At 65.4% G+C, this 16,486-nt stretch carries 16 protein-coding genes and 1 pseudogene; 6 read left to right on the forward strand and 11 right to left on the reverse strand.

Annotated features, from left to right (window positions below; genetic code table 11):
- Positions 1 to 16: 16 nt before the first annotated feature.
- Both ACJYUO_RS10920 and asd read right to left on the reverse strand, forming a co-directional pair.
- Complete coding sequence (locus tag ACJYUO_RS10920; protein ID WP_494345407.1) at positions 17 to 664, reverse strand: helix-turn-helix domain-containing protein; 648 nt, start codon at positions 662 to 664, stop codon at positions 17 to 19.
- A gap of 195 nt (positions 665 to 859) precedes the next feature.
- The gene (asd, locus tag ACJYUO_RS10925) at positions 860 to 1,894 is read right to left on the reverse strand and encodes an aspartate-semialdehyde dehydrogenase (RefSeq protein ID WP_494345408.1); all 1,035 of its coding nucleotides are present in this window, start codon (positions 1,892 to 1,894) and stop codon (positions 860 to 862) included.
- 216 nt (positions 1,895 to 2,110) lie between these two features.
- Between asd and ACJYUO_RS10930 the strand changes: the two genes are divergently transcribed.
- Entirely contained in the window at positions 2,111 to 2,377 is a 267-nt protein-coding gene (locus tag ACJYUO_RS10930; protein WP_494345409.1) for a hypothetical protein, read from the forward strand.
- A 212-nt stretch (positions 2,378 to 2,589) separates the two neighbouring features.
- Here ACJYUO_RS10930 and ACJYUO_RS10935 read toward each other — a convergent pair whose 3' ends face one another.
- Positions 2,590 to 2,781 (reverse strand): 30S ribosomal protein S17e, encoded by a 192-nt coding sequence (locus tag ACJYUO_RS10935; protein ID WP_076145524.1) that lies wholly within the window; start codon positions 2,779 to 2,781, stop codon positions 2,590 to 2,592.
- Between the two features lie 225 nt (positions 2,782 to 3,006).
- Here ACJYUO_RS10935 and ACJYUO_RS10940 point away from each other — a divergent pair.
- A pseudogene (locus tag ACJYUO_RS10940) lies at positions 3,007 to 4,019 on the forward strand (hypothetical protein).
- A gap of 4 nt (positions 4,020 to 4,023) precedes the next feature.
- Here ACJYUO_RS10940 and ACJYUO_RS10945 read toward each other — a convergent pair.
- Positions 4,024 to 4,665 carry a DUF447 domain-containing protein gene (locus ACJYUO_RS10945; RefSeq protein WP_494345410.1) on the reverse strand — a complete coding sequence of 214 codons (642 nt, stop codon included), beginning with the start codon at positions 4,663 to 4,665 and terminating at the stop codon, positions 4,024 to 4,026.
- Positions 4,662 to 5,513 carry a triphosphoribosyl-dephospho-CoA synthase gene (locus tag ACJYUO_RS10950; RefSeq protein ID WP_494345411.1) on the reverse strand — a complete coding sequence of 284 codons (852 nt, stop codon included), beginning with the start codon at positions 5,511 to 5,513 and terminating at the stop codon, positions 4,662 to 4,664. Before ACJYUO_RS10950 ends, ACJYUO_RS10945 begins: the two co-directional genes overlap by 4 nt.
- Before the next feature lie 136 nt (positions 5,514 to 5,649).
- Between ACJYUO_RS10950 and ACJYUO_RS10955 the strand changes: the two genes are divergently transcribed.
- A complete protein-coding gene (locus ACJYUO_RS10955) occupies positions 5,650 to 5,994 on the forward strand; it encodes a cupin domain-containing protein (protein ID WP_494345412.1) in 345 nt (114 codons plus the stop codon).
- 88 nt (positions 5,995 to 6,082) lie between these two features.
- On the opposite strand, the gene ACJYUO_RS10960 is transcribed toward ACJYUO_RS10955, so the two are convergent.
- The 3 genes from ACJYUO_RS10960 to ACJYUO_RS10970 form a co-directional block, all read right to left on the reverse strand.
- The gene (locus ACJYUO_RS10960; protein ID WP_494345413.1) at positions 6,083 to 6,844 is read right to left on the reverse strand and encodes a tRNA-dihydrouridine synthase; all 762 of its coding nucleotides are present in this window, start codon (positions 6,842 to 6,844) and stop codon (positions 6,083 to 6,085) included.
- Position 6,845: 1 nt separating this feature from the next.
- Positions 6,846 to 7,838, reverse strand: a complete 993-nt coding sequence (cofD, locus tag ACJYUO_RS10965; protein ID WP_494345414.1) for a 2-phospho-L-lactate transferase — start codon at positions 7,836 to 7,838, stop codon at positions 6,846 to 6,848.
- A gap of 108 nt (positions 7,839 to 7,946) precedes the next feature.
- The gene (locus ACJYUO_RS10970) at positions 7,947 to 9,380 is read right to left on the reverse strand and encodes an FAD-binding oxidoreductase (RefSeq protein ID WP_494345415.1); all 1,434 of its coding nucleotides are present in this window, start codon (positions 9,378 to 9,380) and stop codon (positions 7,947 to 7,949) included.
- Between the two features lie 261 nt (positions 9,381 to 9,641).
- Here ACJYUO_RS10970 and ACJYUO_RS10975 point away from each other — a divergent pair, with 261 nt between their 5' ends.
- The gene (locus ACJYUO_RS10975) at positions 9,642 to 11,039 is read left to right on the forward strand and encodes an FAD-binding oxidoreductase (RefSeq protein ID WP_494345984.1); all 1,398 of its coding nucleotides are present in this window, start codon (positions 9,642 to 9,644) and stop codon (positions 11,037 to 11,039) included.
- Positions 11,040 to 11,069: 30 nt separating this feature from the next.
- Here ACJYUO_RS10975 and ACJYUO_RS10980 read toward each other — a convergent pair whose 3' ends face one another.
- The 3 genes from ACJYUO_RS10980 to ACJYUO_RS10990 all read right to left on the reverse strand — a co-directional run bounded on the left by ACJYUO_RS10980 (position 11,070) and on the right by ACJYUO_RS10990 (position 13,555).
- Entirely contained in the window at positions 11,070 to 12,623 is a 1,554-nt protein-coding gene (locus tag ACJYUO_RS10980; RefSeq protein ID WP_494345416.1) for a glutamate-cysteine ligase family protein, read from the reverse strand.
- A gap of 115 nt (positions 12,624 to 12,738) precedes the next feature.
- Positions 12,739 to 12,972 carry a DdfA family disk-determining factor gene (ddfA, locus tag ACJYUO_RS10985; protein ID WP_494345417.1) on the reverse strand — a complete coding sequence of 78 codons (234 nt, stop codon included), beginning with the start codon at positions 12,970 to 12,972 and terminating at the stop codon, positions 12,739 to 12,741.
- Between the two features lie 112 nt (positions 12,973 to 13,084).
- Complete coding sequence (locus ACJYUO_RS10990) at positions 13,085 to 13,555, reverse strand: Lrp/AsnC family transcriptional regulator (RefSeq protein ID WP_494345418.1); 471 nt, start codon at positions 13,553 to 13,555, stop codon at positions 13,085 to 13,087.
- Positions 13,556 to 13,701: 146 nt separating this feature from the next.
- Here ACJYUO_RS10990 and ligA point away from each other — a divergent pair, with 146 nt between their 5' ends.
- A complete protein-coding gene (ligA, locus tag ACJYUO_RS10995; protein WP_494345419.1) occupies positions 13,702 to 15,483 on the forward strand; it encodes an ATP-dependent DNA ligase LigA in 1,782 nt (593 codons plus the stop codon).
- Positions 15,484 to 15,607: 124 nt separating this feature from the next.
- Positions 15,608 to 16,387 carry an SDR family NAD(P)-dependent oxidoreductase gene (locus tag ACJYUO_RS11000; protein ID WP_494345420.1) on the forward strand — a complete coding sequence of 260 codons (780 nt, stop codon included), beginning with the start codon at positions 15,608 to 15,610 and terminating at the stop codon, positions 16,385 to 16,387.
- Positions 16,388 to 16,486 lie beyond the last annotated feature (99 nt).

Raw genomic sequence — 16,486 nt, forward strand, 5'->3', positions numbered from 1 at the left:
CGATTGGATGGCCAACCTATGAAGTGGGGGCACGTTCTCTCACTGTGTTCCGGAGGAGATTGGCCTGCCCTCGGCGAAGCCGAGCAGACAGCGCCTGATCGGAAATATCGAGCTTCGCGGCGATCGCCGAGAGCGTCGTCTCCCGCGGTACGTCGAAGTAGCCCTCCTCGAGGGCGATTAGCAGCGCCTCGCGCTGGCGCTCGGTGAGCCCGTATCGATCACCGGTGGCTATCGATTCGTCGAAGATCCGCTCGATCCGAAACGAGATCCCCTTCTCGCGGCAGACGTCGCGGTAGGCAAACAGCGCCTCCCGCGTCGGCACGCGAGCGCGAATCCGGGTCGCGCCCGTGACGGTAATCTCGAGGTAGCCGATATCGTACTCTGCCGCCGTCGGATAGGTCAGGTGGTTCTCTCCCCGCGCCGACAGCGTCACGCTGTAGAGGCGACGGTCCTCCGGCTCCTCGAGGAGGGTGAACTCGCCGACGGTGTCGTCGGCGGCCAGTGCCGCGGGGACGGCCGCGAGATCCTCGCCGTAGACCCACGAGATAAGCTTGGTTTCCCCCGTTTTGGACTGATAGATCTCCTCGACCTCGATCCGCGAGACGGACTTGACGGTGCGTCGAAGGATCGGCGTCTGGATCTCGAATTCGACGATAAGGGCCATAGCTTACTACCTCATGTACTGACTCGAGGACGTAGTATACTGTGTCCACGCTGCGGTCGACGGCTGCTCGGGTCGGCGTATGCTGATCCGGAGAATGGGGCTGCTAGGGTCGGTTGCGGTAGTTATCTAACCCTTGCAAACGAAAACTATGGCCGTCACTGCGGTCCACAACGCGTCGAGTTCGCCTGCTCTCCGCTAGAGGTAGCCGTTCTCGAGCAGCAGTTCGCCGTTGAGCACGCTCGCGCCCGCGGCACCGCGGATCGTGTTGTGGGCCAGACAGTTGTACTGCAGGCCGAACGGCGACTCCTGTAAGCCGCCCGCGGCGATGGCCATGCCGCCGCCGAGCGTGCGGTCCATACGGGGCTGCGGTCGGTCGGGTTCCTCGAAGACGTGAATCAGCGGGTCGGGCGAGGAGCGCAGATCGAGCGACGGGTACTCCCGCATGGCCTCGGCGGCCGCATCGGCGGTGAGGTCCTCTTCGGTCTCGACCCAGACGTTCTCGAGGTGGCCGTCGATCGTCGGGATGCGGTTACAGGAGGCCGCGACGTCCATGCTGTTGTGCGATAGCTCGGCACCGTCGAAGTCGCCGAGCAGTTTGCGGGACTCGGTCTCGAGTTTGTCCTCCTCGCTGCCGATGTAGGGGATAGCGTTGTCGATGATCTCCATCGAACTGACGCCGTCGTAGCCCGCGCCGGAGACGGCCTGTAGGGTCGAAACGTGGACCTTCTCGAGGCCGAAATCGGTCAGAGCCGCAAGCGTCGGGACGAAAGTGATCGTCGAGCAGTTGGGGTTCTTGACCATCGCGCCGTCCCAGCCGCGCTCGTCGCGCTGGACCTCGAGTAAGTCGAGGTGTTCGGCGTTGACCTCCGGGATCACGAGAGGGATGTCGTCGTCCATGCGGCCGTTCGAGGAGTTCGATGAGACGACGTAGCCGGCCTCACAGAAGCCGGGTTCGACCTCCGCGCCGACGCTCGAGGGGAGCGAGGAGAAGATCAGGTCGACGTCGTTGGGGACCGCGTCGGGATCGGTCGCCGTGACGGTCATCTCGGCGATATCCTGCGGGATGGGGCTGTCGACGCGCCATTTGGCGGCCTGTCGATACGTCTTGCCGGCACTGGACTCGCTCGCGGTCAGCGCTGCGATTTCGAACTCCGGATGGGGCTCGAGGAGTTGAATCAGTCGCTGTCCGACTGCGCCGGTCGCACCGAGTACGCCTACTCGTACTGCCATTTTCCGCCACTCCGAGTCGTGTCCGCAAAACCGTTTGGGTTTACGGTAGCGAGTGTCAATCGTCGGAGTTGCCAGTCCCGGTCGATACCGCGCAGTTGACCGAACAGGTCGCCCGTAGCGTCGCGTTATGCGTGGATAGAAGCTATTAAGAAACGGGAGTGCCAGCTATCGAGCGATGCACTACCGACAGGATCGACTCGCGGCTTCCGGACGGCGGTGGTCCCGATGACGAGTTCGACCACGAGTACCAGTGATCGGGGACTGCTCGAGACGCGATTTAGCATGGGCGCGGCGGCCCTCGCAGCGATCGCGACGCTGGTCGGTCTCTTCTTCGGATGGACGGGCTATAACGACGGCATGCTCCCGGTCCTCGGCATGCAGCTGAACATCCTAACGGGCATGATCGGCCTCCTGTTCGGCGTCGGAATCGCCGTCGTTGCGTTCGTCGCCGCGGTCTACATGCGGCCTGGACTCGACGAGTAACGCAGTTACAGAACCGTTTCCGCGCGATCGATCTTCGTGATGGTCGCATTCAGACGTTCAGTGATCACATCGGCCAGCACGGCGCGAGGACCACCACACGGGACTGGTATCGAGATCGAAATCCGAACTCGAACTGAAACGGGGACCTGACCCAAGCCGGGCGCAGTCGCTCGAGCGCGGTCGAGGCGAGTACTCGAGGTGAGAAAACCGACTTACGCGGGAACTTCGGCGCCTTTCTTTCGAGTCACGTAGCCCGCGATGCGGTTGCGGACGCCCTTGGACTCGACGTTCGTGAGTTTCTCGACGCTTTCTTTGTTCTGCTCGAAATCGGTCGTGAATGCCTCCGGATACCGCTCCAGGAGGAGGGTCCCGGTCTTCTTGACGTAGGCCGGTTTGATTGCCATAGGGGACGGTTCCGTCCAGAGGCTCTTAATCCCTTTCTCTTCGCGCCACCCCCGGCCGCCGCTGGTCCCGGCTACGGTTGCCCGCCGATGGCAGCGATTGAATCGAACGCTTGCGACCGGAACGCGGTGTCGGCCGTCGGACTCGAGTGGTCTCCGTTTCTGTCCCCTTCCTCGTGTCTCCGTTTGTCTATATTTTAAATACGAACGGGAGGGGAAACCGCCGTGATGGTACTCCACTTCAGAGAGGCGACGAACGTCTATCGGAAGACGTTGCCGTACGTCCTCTTGCAGTTCGGTATCGGGGTTGCATTCGCACTGATCGGCGTACTCTATCTGGGGCTCATCGGGTGGCTCGGATTCAGGTTCGCAGCGGGCGGGGGCGGAGCCAGTTTGCTCATCGTCGCCGGCGTGATGCTGTTTGGCCTCGTCACTTTCGGGGCTGTCTGGCGACTCGTCCAGCGGTACGCCCTGTATATGGTCAAAACCGGCCACGTCGCTGTCATCGCACACATCGTCGAGGAAGGCGAAGCGCCAGACAATCAGATCAGCTACGGGATGAATCAGGTTCAAGAGTACTTCGCCTCCGCGTCCGGGCTGTTCGTCGTCAACGACGCGATCGACGCAGTACTCAAACAGTTCAACCGCGCCGTAGCGCGATTTCAGGAATTGATCCCGCTGCCGATTCCTCAGCAGTTACAGACCCTGCTCGAGGTCCTCCAACGGTCGGTTGTACTGGCAGTTCGATATCTCGACGAGGCGATCATCGCATACATGTTCGTCGCCGAGAGCGAGAACCGGTGGGAATCGGCCCGCGATGGCATCGTCCTCTACGGGAAACACTGGAAAGCAGTGCTCGGCTCGACGCTGCTCGTGGTCGGCGGAATGTACGTCCTGTCGTTCGTCCTCCTGACCCTGCTCGCGCCGTTTGCGGTCGTGCTCGATGTGTCCTCCCAACCGCGCTCGAGGCCGTCTCGTGGCTGTTGGTCGCCGGGCTGGTCGCCATCGTCCACACAGGCGTCGTCAAGCCGTGGGTGAAGACGGTCGTGATCACGACCTTCCTCATCGAACAGCGTGGTGATGCCCCCGACGCGGAGACCCAAGACTGGATCTCGGAGCGCTCGGACCGGTTCGCCGACGTGGTCGAGAAGGCCGAGACCGACGAGCCGATCAACGAGAACCGCTCGGAGATCGGAAGCACAGCCGGTGCGACCGGCGAGGCCGGACGCGATCCGACCTAGTGTCTCACCACGAGGAGTGCTCGCGTACGCGCTCGAGCCCTTCCCGCTCCCGGGGGCTGCCGGCGCGGTCGACGACCGAGGCGCAGTAGGCGAGGCGGTCCCGAAGGTCGCCCTCGTCGTACTCGGCGACGCCGAGTCGCGATGCGGCGACGGTCGCCTCGACGACGGCCCCGAACCCGCGGTCGATCGTCGGAACCGTCTCGCGTTCGACGGCCGACTCGAGGGGGCGGAGAGTCCACTCCTCCCACTCGGTGTTGCCCTCGCTCCCCGCGTCGACCCGCTCGACCGCGACGCGCGCCCAGGCGTTCGCGGACTCGAGAATCGGCTCTTCGCGTTCGACGATCGAGAGGGCGGCGTCTGCGAAGGCGACCGGATCGTCGACGAACTGGACGTAGCCCTCGCCCTGCCGACGGAAGTTCCGCCGGGTTCGGGTGTTCCCCCACGTCCGCGCGGTGACGGGATCGCCGGCGTAGAGCCCGAGCGCGGCGGCGTTCCACAGCCCGTTCGGCCCCAGCGTCGTCACGACGGACTCCGTGACGCCGGACAGTTCGACGGGCCATGTTTCTGTCTCCGCTCCGTTCTCGCCACTCGCCGTCTTTTCGCCCGGCCCCGTGTCTTCCGCTCTCGCGTTTCGATCGTCGCTCATAGCTCGATCGCCCCGTGCTCGAGCGCGATGAATAACCCAGCGGCGGTGATATCCGCTGTCGTGCCGGGGTTGACGCCGCGGTCGACGAGATCTGCGGCGAAGGCGTCGACGGCCTCGGTGTCCGTCTCGAGGGCGTCGTCCTCGAGGAGTTCCGCGGCCCGATCGGTCACCTCGCGGGCGGTGGACTCGTCGTGGCGCGTCGCGACGAGCGTATCCGGTCGCTCGGCGAGTGCGGAGAGAAAGACCGCCGCGGTTCGATCCGGGATCGGGCCGTCGGCCTCGGCGAGTCCTTCGGCGGCCGCGAACGAGCGGTCGAAGCCGCGGACCCACTCGCGGGCGACGCCGTCGCCGGGGACGCTTCGTTCCATGATCTCGAACAGCGTCAGCCCGCGCTCGAAGAGCGCGGGGATCGCGTCCGCGCCGCGGCGGACGTCGAGGGCCGCCATGTCTTCTGGCGGGTCGTCGACCCCGACATCGACGTGGTCGAACGCGCGGTAGAACGACGCCGCGTCGCCGACGGTCGTCTCCCGGACGACAGTCTCGGCGACGGGCTGTGAGAGGTCTTCGCGGGCGGCGCGGACGAGCGGGACGAGCAACAGGAGCGACCCGAACTGCGTGTTCCCGCCCTCCTGTGTGGCCATCCCCGCGACGGCCCGCTCGAAGGCCGGTCCGACCGCCGCGCCGTCGGCCGCCGACTCGAGTCCGTCGCGGGCCCCCACCGCGCCGGCGAGGAAGTGTTCGAACCGCAGGTCCGCGAGGTCACGGTGACGGTCGACGTTCCCCGGCTTGGGGGTCCCCGCGACCTCCAACAGTAACGCCAGTTCCGCGTTCCCTGCCGGTGATCGCATACGGTCAGTTGCTGCCGGGAGGGCTTAGGGGTAGGGATTGAGCCCGGCGACGGGTACGGCGACGAGTAGCGGACGTAAGCGGCAATCCCGGTCGTCGTCCCGGCAGTTTAAGTGTTGAACGGCCGACTGCTCGCGTATGGGCTACGATACGGCCGCGAAGACCGATCCGGAGTCAGTCATCGACGAGGAGTGGGGCGGCATGTGGTTCCTCAAAGAGGCCCTCGACGCCGAAAACCTCGGCATCTCGGTCCTCGAGCTCGAGCCCGGCGGCAAGGGCATGGAACACGACGAGTCCGGGTCCGGACAGGAGGAAGTCTACTACGTCGTCGAGGGCCCGGTCGAGGTCGCCCTTACAGATGCCAACGAGACGGTCGAACTCGAGACGGACGACGTCATTCGGCTGGATCCCGAGGAAACGCGCCAGATCCACAACCGCGGCGACGAGCGCGCGAAACTCATCCTGGTCGGCGCGCCGCTGTAGTTTCGTCGGGCTCAAAACTGGACGCCGCTCGACCGCATCGATCGTTTTTGCGAGGTGTTCGAAACTCGTCTGTCAGTACCGCCAGCAGCTACTGGCTCGCCTCGAGTCCCAGTCGTCGCTCCACTGCGTCGCGAACGCGCTCGAGGACGACCGGATTGTCGCTGGGCCGGCCGACGCTGACGGCGTCGGCACCGTACTCGACGTACTCGTGGACGGTCTCGTCGTCGCGGACGCCGTTGTTGGCGATGACGAACAGGTCGGTCGCGTCGGCCACGTCGGCGATCACCGACTCGGTGTCCATCGCGTCGACGTGGACGAAGTCCGCGCCCGCAGCCTCGAGCCCTCGGGCGAGTTCCGGAAGGTCGACCCCTGGAACCTCCGCTCGAACTTTCACGCCCACGGTCGCGCCGGTCTCGGCCGCGCGGTCGACATAGCTGGCGAGACGCTCGCCGTCACACAGGAGCGTCTCGCCGCAGCCGACGGCACAGAGTTCGTCCTGCCGGCAGTGGGCGTTGATCTCGAGGAAGGCGTCCCGATCCCGGCAGACGCGGGCAGCTTCCGCGACCGGTTCGGGGGTCGCGCTCCGGACGTTGAATGCGGGCTGGATCGGCGTCTCCGCGAGTGCCTCGAGTTCGCGGTCGATAAAGGCGAGCGGATCGTCGGGGAGGAATTCGGTGCGTTCGCGCGCGACGAGTTCCCGCGCGGCCGCCCTCGAGTCCGCGTCGAGTGCGATCCCGCCAAGAAAGGCAGCGCCGGCGTACCCAACGCCGGCTCGCGCCCAGTCGGCATCGGCTTCACCGCTGAGACTCGCGAGCGCGAGCGGCGGCGAAAATGAGACCCTCGAGGCCATCTCAGCTCACTCGCTCGATCGCGGCTTCGATCGCGCGGATCACCCGAACGGCGTCCTCGCGGCCGTCGATCGCGATGTCAGTCTGAACCGTCGGCCGGTCGAACTCCGTGTCGTCGTTCTCGTCGATCACGAAGGCGTCCGCGAACGGGTAGGCGGCCGCCAGCCCCGCGGTGCTTGGCTCTGCATTGACGGCCGCCATCAGATCGGCGGCTGGCCCGGAGAACGCATCGCCGCCGAGGAACGGTGAGACGGCGACGACCGTCGTCTGGGCGAGCGCGTCGGCCACGCCCGGCAGTGCCAGCATCGGCCCGATGCTGGTGACCGGGTTCGAGGGGCCGATAACGACGGTGTCGGAAAGCGCGTCGAGGACGCCCGGCGCGGGCTCGGCCTGCGAGGAGCCGCGGAACTCGACCGTGTTGACGGTCGGCTCGCCGCGGTGGGCGACCCAGTACTCCTGAAAGTGCATGAGCCCCTCGTCGGTGTGGACGAGACTTGCGACGGCGTCGTCGCTCATCGGGAGGAGATCGATCGTGAGCCCGAAGGCGCTCGCGAGCCGCTCGATTGCCTCGCTCAGCGTGTAGCCCTCGTCGAGGAGGCTGGTCCGCGTGATGTGGACCGCCCGGTCGCGGTCGCCGATCGTCATGAACTCGGCGACGCCGGAGAAGCGCCGCCAGTTCGCGAGCTCGCGGCCCTCGGTCTGTTTTTGCTCGGGGAGATACTGCGGGCCGTCGGGGAGCCCCGCGGCCGACGCGATGTCCGAAAGCGCCGAGTTGGTTCGGTGCGTGTCGCCATCGATGCCCCACCACGTCTCGCGGTCGAGGATCCCACCACCCTGAAACAGCAGCGTATCGACGTCCGGCGAGACGAAGAGCCCGCCGAGCTCGATGTCGTCGCCCGTGTTGGCGACGACCGTGGTCTCCTCCGGCGAGAACGCGGCGGCAGCGCCGTCTAACAGCTTCGGCGTTCCAGTGCCCCCGGAGAGGAAGGTAACCATACCTACACCTCTCGAGCGTGGCTACTTAATCGCTTTCGGCCCTTGGGTCGTGGATCGGACTCGAGACCGACGGAGCCGCGTGACTCGAGCCGTCGACGCGATGCCCTCTCAGTTTTCGGCCGGTCGCGGAGCGACGTTCTGGTTCGTCCGGAAGAGATTGTCCGGGTCGTACGCGGCTTTCAGGTCGGCCAGCCGGTCGTAGTTGTCGCCGTAGAGCAACTTCGCGGGGTCTTCGTTCAGTCCCGGGAAGTTACCGTAGCGGCCGGAGGCCGCCGGCAGGGCCTGTACCTCCGCGAACGCCTCGCGGGCCCAACCGACGTTCGCGTCGTCGTCCGCCGGCGCTTCCCAGTTCGCCTCGACGGTGAGCATGTACGGCTTGTCGCGGTGCCAGAACGCGGTCGCGTCCCGTGGAACGTCGGCGATCGCATCACCGAGGTGCCAGATATCGATCGTCGAGAGCATCGACGGGGCCGACTCGGTGTACCGGACGAGGATGTCCACGACCTCATCGGAACACTCGTCGAGGAAGATCGACTTCCAGTAGTACCGCATGCCATCCGGATAGTCCTCGTCGAGCATCGATTGCAGATCGACGTAGGTCATGGGACCGCTCAGATCTGCGATCGGCGTCGCGCTCTCCCGGAGCGGATCGAATACGTCGCCGGCCGCTGCCGAATCGCCACGGGCAGCACCGAGGAACGCGACCGCCGGCTCCCCGTGGACTTCCTCGGGGAACTCCTCGAGGTCGGGCACGTGGGCGGTAAATGCGAGAACGCCCGCATCTCGCGGCGCGGTTTCAGTCCACTCTTCGAACGCCGACAGCGCCGTCGCGGTGTCGTCGCCGTGAAACCAGACGAAGAGAGCGTCCACTTCGGGGCCGACCTCGTGGAGGTCGAACTCGAAAGAGGTGACGACGCCGAGGTTGCCGCCGCCCCCGCGGATCCCCCAGAACAGGTCCTCGTTCTGGTCTTCGTTGGCCGTGTGCACTTGTCCATCTGCGGTCACGATGTCGACGCTGGTTACGTTGTCAAGCGCCAGCCCGTACTCCCGGCTCAGGTGGCCGTAGCCGCCGTTGAGGGTCAGCCCGGCGACCCCCGTCTCCGAGACCACACCGAGGGCCGTCGCGAGGCCGAACAGTTGCGTCTCCCGGTCGATATCCCCCAGGGTCGCGCCGCCTTCCGCGCGGACGGTCCCCGCGTCCCGGTCGACCCGAACGCCGTTCATGTCCGAGAGGTCGACGACGATGCCACCGTCGCAGACGGCTGTCCCTGCCACGTTGTGCCCGCCGCCGCGGACCGCGAGCTCGAGGTCGTGCTCGCGAGCGAAGGTCACCGCGGCGACCACGTCTGCGACCCCGGAACAGCGCGCGATAAGTGCCGGATACTTGTCTATCATCCCGTTCCAGATCCGGCGCGCATCGTCGTACGCCGCGTCGGACGGCCCCAGTACGTCGCCGTGGAACCCCGACGTGAAGGATCGAACGGCGTCGTCCGGAAGTTCCTCGAGCGTTGCATCGCCCGCTGACTTGTGTATCGATCCCATACATCATAGAAGGTGTTCGATGGAGATAAACCAGTAGTCAATCCAACACTACGGTCTGCCAAGTGGATATGTCCGATCGCATCCGATCAAATGCGGCCCGTCGAACGGACTCCGAGCAGAAACTCCCGTTCGGTGTCGACATCTTTCTCGAGTTACGCCTCGACGCGCCAGTTCTCGAGTCTCTCCCGGCGCCGAACATATATTAATAATTAATTATGTAAAACTATATTGCTACACGACGCGTAGGAGTATCGATGGATGATGGCAGTGACAACCACACCCGTAGACGACGGTGCAATAGACGGATTCGGCGAGGGGCTTCGCGGCGAGTTGCTCCGTCCCGAGGATCCGAACTACAACGAGGCTCGAGCGATCTGGAACGGGATGATCGACAGGCGGCCGGCGCTCATCGCGCAGGCAGTCGGCGTCGCGGATGTCATCGCGGCGGTGACCTTCGCTCGCGAACACGACATGGTACTCGCGGTTCGCGGCGGCGGACACAACATCGCGGGGAACGCGGTCTGTGAGGGCGGGCTGATGCTCGATCTCTCCGCGATGCGGTCGGTCCGCGTGGATCCGGAAGAGCGGACGGCTCGCGTCGAGCCCGGCGCGACCCTCGCCGATTTCGACCACGAGACGCAGGCGTTCGGGCTGGCGACGCCGACGGGAATCAACTCGACGACCGGCCTCGCGGGGCTCACGCTCGGCGGCGGATTCGGGTGGCTCACCCGCCGGTACGGACTGACGGTGGACAACCTGCGCTCCGTCGACATCGTCACCGCGGACGGCCAACTGCGACACGCAAGCGACGACGAGAACTCGGACCTGTTCTGGGGGGTCCGCGGGGGCGGCGGCAACTTCGGCGTGGTGACGTCCTTCGAGTTCGCTCTCCACGAAGTCGGTCCCGAGGTGCTCGCCGGCATGCTCGTCTATCACGGCGCGGACGCACCCGACGTTCTCCGGCACGTGCGGGATTTCAACGAGACCGCGCCGGACGAGGCGACCGTCTGGGTCGTCCTCCGCAAGGCCCCGCCGCTCCCGTTCCTGCCCGAGCGCGTCCACGGCGAGGACGTGATCGTGGTGGTGCCGTTCTACGCCGGCGATATCGCCGAGGGCGAGACGGTGCTGGCCCCGATCCGTGAGTACGGTGATCCGATCGCTGACACCGTCGGCCCGTACCGATACACCGAGTTCCAACAGGCGTTCGATCCGTTGCTGACCGAGGGGGCCAGAAACTACTGGAAGTCACACAACTTCGCCACGATCCCCGACGACGCTATCGAGACGGTCGTCGAGTACGCGCAGGACCTCCCGACGCCGCTGTCGGAAGTCTTCTTCGGACAGATCGGCGGCGCGATGGGACGAGTGCCCGCGGACGCGACGGCGTTCCCACACCGGGACGCCAAATACGGGATGAACGTCCACACGCGCTGGGAGGACCCCGCGATGGACGACGAGTGCATCGCCTGGTCCCGGGCGTTCTTCGACGCGATGGCTCCCTACGCGACCGGCGGCGTCTACGTGAACTTCATCAGCGAGGACGAAGGTGAGGAGACCCTCGGGTACGGCGAGAACTACAACCGGCTGGCCGACCTGAAAGCGGCGTACGATCCGGACAATCTCTTCCGGATGAACCAAAACGTCAAGCCGGCTCGGTAATCCCTTTTTCGTACCACCGTGTTCGACTGGTCAGTCGCCGATCCAGTCCGCGAAGCTCCCCTCGAGTAGCGTCTCCGACTGCCGGGCGACGTACCGCTGTTGCATCGCCTCGATCGCGTCGGGGAGGTCCGCGCCGTCCTCGAGTGCTGTCTCGACCTGCTCGCGCTTCCAGCGGGCCGGCGTCACCCGCTGGCGGACGCGCCGCCGGAGCGGGTAGAGGTACTTCGCGGCGTCTTCCTCGCTGAGCCCGCGGTTGGTCAACCCGTCCTCGGCGTGGGCCAGCAGGTCCTCGTAGAGCGCGAGGCTGTCGGTCGTCTCTTTGCCGTCGTTGGTGATCCACGTCAGGTCGGCCCCGAGCCCGTCGACCATCGCGGCGTAGAAGTTCTCCCGGGCGAGTTCCCAGTCGAGTTCGACCACCGGGTGCTCGAGGCGGGTCAGGCTCTCCATCAGGCCGGCGAAGGCGGCGAGGAAGGAAATCGAATCGCGGACCGTCGGCTGGGCGGGGATCGGCCGGAACTCGATGCGGGCGTTGGCAGCCGAGCGGGTGGGGCCGCCGAAGACGGGGCGGACCCACCGCCAGTAGGTGCCGTGTTTCCGGCTGAAGTGAGGGAACTGGTCGTCGAAGCGCTCGCCGCCGTCGACCGGCATCGGGACGATGGTGTCGTCGTCGGCGATCCGATCGATCGCCTCGTCGACGGTCTCTAAGTCGTGGGGGAAGCGGACCTTCCCTTCGCCCGTGGTCGGGTCGTTGAGCACGGTTTCGAAGACGCTGATGCGGTGTTCCATCCAGCCGTCCCGGAGGATATCGTCGGCGGTCGCGTCGTCGTCGTAGAGGTCGGCGGGGAAGAACGGGGAGTTAACGCCGAGCGCGAGGAGGGGGCCGGCGATCCGCAGCGCGTAGTTGAAGTAGTCGGGGAGGTCGGGCGCGTGGGCCACTTGATAGTGGGGTTGGATCGACGTGATCAGGCTCTCGGGCATGACCGTGTCGGCCTGGACGGAGACGTGGGGTGCCTCGATGCGCATTCCCGCGGACTCGGCCTGATCGGTGTTCGCCATCGCGTGATACCGAGCGGAGTCGCTCATGTTCGTCGCGACGCGGATCGCGCGTTCGGTGCCGTCGGCGTCCGTCGTCGTCCGCTCGACGCTGTCGGTGAGGTAGGTCTCCGCGTCCTCGCCTTCCGGCGGGATGGTCCAGAGCGCGTCGCTGACCAGTCGCATTCGCTCGGACTGGGTCACGTCGAGGGCCGTCTGTAAGCGCGCTTTGACCTCTGACTCCTGGGCGGCCAATCCCGGTGCGTTCAGCGGTTGGGGACTGGTCGTCATCTCGGCGTTGTGCAGCCCGAGTTCCTTCTCGAACCCGATCAACTCGAGCAGTCGGCGCGGGACCCGCCGCAGGGTACAGTCGTCGGCTTTGACGGCGTAAAACTCGTACTCGAGGCCGACGATCGCCTGTGGGTTGTCGAAGACACCGTCCTCGACGGCGTCTTTGATGACGTCGGCGTCCGCCTCGGCCCGTTCGCGGAAATCCTCGGCGTCGACCGCCAATACGTCCGCGACCCGTGCGGCGAGTTCCTCCTCTGGCATACCTCCGAGTGTGCGCCCAACTGTCTTGAAAGCACGTCTCTCGGACTCGAGCGAAGGCCGTCGCGATCGAGCGAAATCGACGGTGACTGCGGTGGCACTCGACTTGGCGAACCCGCTAACGTCGTTTCTCGCTCGTCACGTCGACATCGCCGGTGCCGGAGACGGTGACGTGGTAGCCCTCGTACCTGAACGTGAGTTCGCCATCGAACCCGTGTTCGAAGAGCGAGTCGAGCGCGTCCGGTTCGACCGACTGGTACAGCGGCGCGAGGTCGGTGCTGTCGACGCCTTTCTCCGCGCTGACTTTCCGGAGGACAGTCATACTCGGGGGTGAATTGGTCAGGCGTTCCATACCGTGGGCGTATTTGTTCACCACGCAAATAGTCTGGTAATAGTACGGTTCCACAACACCGGTCAAAAACTTATTTTCCGGCGTCCTGACGGGTAACTCGACGGGGCGGTGCTTACGGTGTGCTCCGTTCCGGTCCGAATCCGTTGAACGGACGGCTGTACTCCTGTTTGAGCACCTCCGATCGGTTCACTTCGATGCCGCTCTCCTCGAGGGACTCGATGATCGTTGCAATTTCGGTCGTCGACTCGCCGATGATTTCGACGTGGAGGTTCTCCTTGCCGGCCAGGATTTCCCGAACGGTGATGACGCCGTGTTTTTCCAGCGTTTCGGCCGCCATCTGTTCCCGGTCCGCGAGCGGAACCGTACAGAAAAGAAGGAAGTGATGATGAATGCCCGCCGCCTCGTAATCGAGGACCGTCTCGTAGCTCTCGATCACGCCGCGTTCCTCGAGTTTGGAGATCCGGTCGCTTACCGTCGTCGACGAAACGCCGACCTGCTCCCCGATCTCCTCGTTCGTGATCTCGTAGACGTTCGTCTGTAACAGAGAGAGGATTTCCTGGTCGGTGTCGTCTAACTGCTCCATGGTGTGGCACTCGTTACCTTTTTCGGATAGGTCTTTTCCCAAACTGCATTGGACTCTCGTGCCATCGTTCCCGCCACGTTCGTCTGTGCACCCGTCGCCGATCGGTCTCAGAACCGTTTTACTCTCCCCGGCGATACACTCCGCCGATGGAGTTCGCCACGTTCGCCGACCGCGCCGGGACGATCGAAGCCGAACCCGCCGATCTCGAGATCGTGGCTCACGTTCGGGACCTGCTCGCCGACGCCGGGGACGAGAGCGAGGAACGACGTTCCTCACGGGATGCGATGGAACCGCAGACGCTCGAGATCGTCGCGCGGTTCGCACAGGGACGGGTATTCCCCGCGTGGGACTCGACGACGCTCGATATCGGGCCGAGCGCGTGTTACGAGGCGATCGCCCGCGCCGCGGGGACGAACGTGAGCAGCGACGACGTCGAAGAGCGCCTCGCCGAGGTCGGGGAGATCGGCGACGTGGCGGCCAGTTACGATTTCGGCGGCCAGCAGGGGCTCGGTGCGTTCACCGGCGGCGACGATAGTGGTGCTGGCGGCAGTACCGGCGGTAACGGCACTGGCGGCGACCTCACCGTCCGCGAGGTCGCGGAGACGCTCGCGGACCTCGCCGCCGCCGAGGGGTCGGGCAGCCACGACCGCAAGGTCGACCTGCTCTTTGGCCTGTTCAACCGCTGCTCGAGCGAAGAGGCGCGCTATCTCGCTCGGCTCGTCCTCTCGGAGATGCGCATCGGCGTCGGCGAGGGGACCGTTCGGGACGCCATCGCGGCGGCCTTCGACGTGCCCGAGGAGCGAGTCGAGCGCGCGCTTCAGGTCTCGAACGACTACGGACGGGTCGCCCGGATCGCCCGCGACGAAGGCGTCGACGGACTGGACGCGATGGAACTCGAAGTCGGCCGGCCGGTCCAAGCGATGCTCGCGCAGGCGGGGACCGTGACCGACGCGCTCGAGGAGTGGGAGATCGCCGGCGTCGAGTGGAAGTACGACGGGGCGCGGGTCCAACTGCATCACGATCCCGACGGCGAGACGCGCGTCTTCTCGCGGAACATGGAGGAGGTCACCGACGCACTTCCCGAGGTAGTCGAATTCGCCGAGGAGCGCCTCGAGTCCCCGGTGATCCTCGACGGGGAGGTCGTCGCGATCGACGAGGACGGCTCGCCGCTCCCGTTTCAGGAGGTGCTCAAGCGATTCCGGCGCAAACACGACGTCGCGAAGGCCCGCGAGGACGTCTCGGTGCGGCCGGTCTTCTTCGACTGTCTGCACGCCGGCGGGGAGGACCTGCTCGAAGAACCGCTGACGACGCGCCACGATCGGCTCCGATCGGTGCTGCTGGCCAGCGATTCCGATTCCAACGCGGCCGCCGTCGACGACGAGGACATCGAGGGCTTCTCCCTGCTCTGGCACACTGACGATCCGGACGAAATCGAGTCGATCGACGCCGACGCGCTCGAGGCCGGCCACGAGGGGATCATGCTCAAGAACCCCGAGTCGACGTACTCGCCGGGCCGGCGGGGCAAACACTGGCGCAAGCGCAAACCCGACGTGGAGACGCTGGACTGCGTCGTGACCGGCGCGGAGTGGGGCGAAGGGCGACGCGCGACGTTTTTGGGAACGTTCGAACTCTCCGTGCGCGCGGGCGACGACTTGAAGACGGTCGGCAAGGTCGCGACCGGAATCACCGACGAGAAACTCGCAGAACTGACCGACCTGCTCGAGCCCCATATCGAAACCGAGGACGGACAAGCGGTCGACCTCGAGCCCGCGGTCGTCTTCGAGGTTGGCTACGAGGAGATCCAGTCCTCGCCCACCTACTCGTCGGGCTACGCGCTGCGATTCCCGCGGTTTCAGGCCGTGCGGCCGGACAAGGAGCCGGCCGACGCTGACTCGCTTGAGCGCCTCGAGCGCCTGCAGGGCCAGTGAGTAGGAGACGGTACTCGAGCGGTCGGTGGTGACTGACCGGCAGAGCGGTCACGCGAAACAAAACAGCCGTCGTCGTTTCATCATCAACATAATTAAGCACGTTTGGACGGGCGTCGAGTACGTTATGGCTAGTACCCCTGAGACGCGAACGGTGATCGTCACGGGCTCGACGAGAGGGCTCGGAAAGCGTATCGCGGAGCGATTCGTGGCACTCGGCGACAACGTCGTCATCTGTTCGCGATCGCTCGAGGACTGTGAACAGGTTGTCAACGAGTTCGACGACGCGGATGGCACCGCTCACCCCGTCGAAGTCGACGTGAGCGAGAAGTCGTCGGTCGAACGCTTGATCGATGCGACCGTCGACCGGTTCGGTCGGGTCGACGTGCTGGTAAACAACGCGGGGATCAACATCCGCGGTCCCGCGGAGGAGATGGCAGCCGAGGACTGGCAGCAGGTCATCGACGTGAACCTGACCGGCTCCTTCTTCTGTGCGCAGGCGGCCGGGTCCCAAATGATCGACCAGGGAGACGGCGGCGAGATCGTCAACATCTCGAGCATGATGGGGAGCATGGGTCAGCAGGATCGCACGCCGTACAACACCTCGAAGGGAGGAGTCAACAACCTCACCCGGTGTCTCGCGGTCGAGTGGGCGGAACACGATATCCACGTGAACGCGCTCGCGCCGGGGTACATCATGACGGAGATGGTCGAACAAGCCCAAGACGAGACGGACTTCGACGAGTCGGATATTCGGGATCGAACGCCGCTCGATCGGTTCGGGACGCCGGAGGAAATCGCGAACTGCGTCGAGTTCCTCGCGTCGGGGGACAACTTCGTCACGGGCGAAGTGCTCACCGCCGACGGCGGCTGGACGGCGTTCGGGTGGGGAAGCAAGGACGACTGATCGGCACTCGAGGGGAGTCACACGAGCGACCGCGCTAATCGACCTGCAGCCTGCTCCGGCGTTTGCTCGCGTCCACAGCGCGGCCGCGGTGGGCCGCGA

This window comes from Natrinema sp. CRL1, assembly GCF_059162405.1.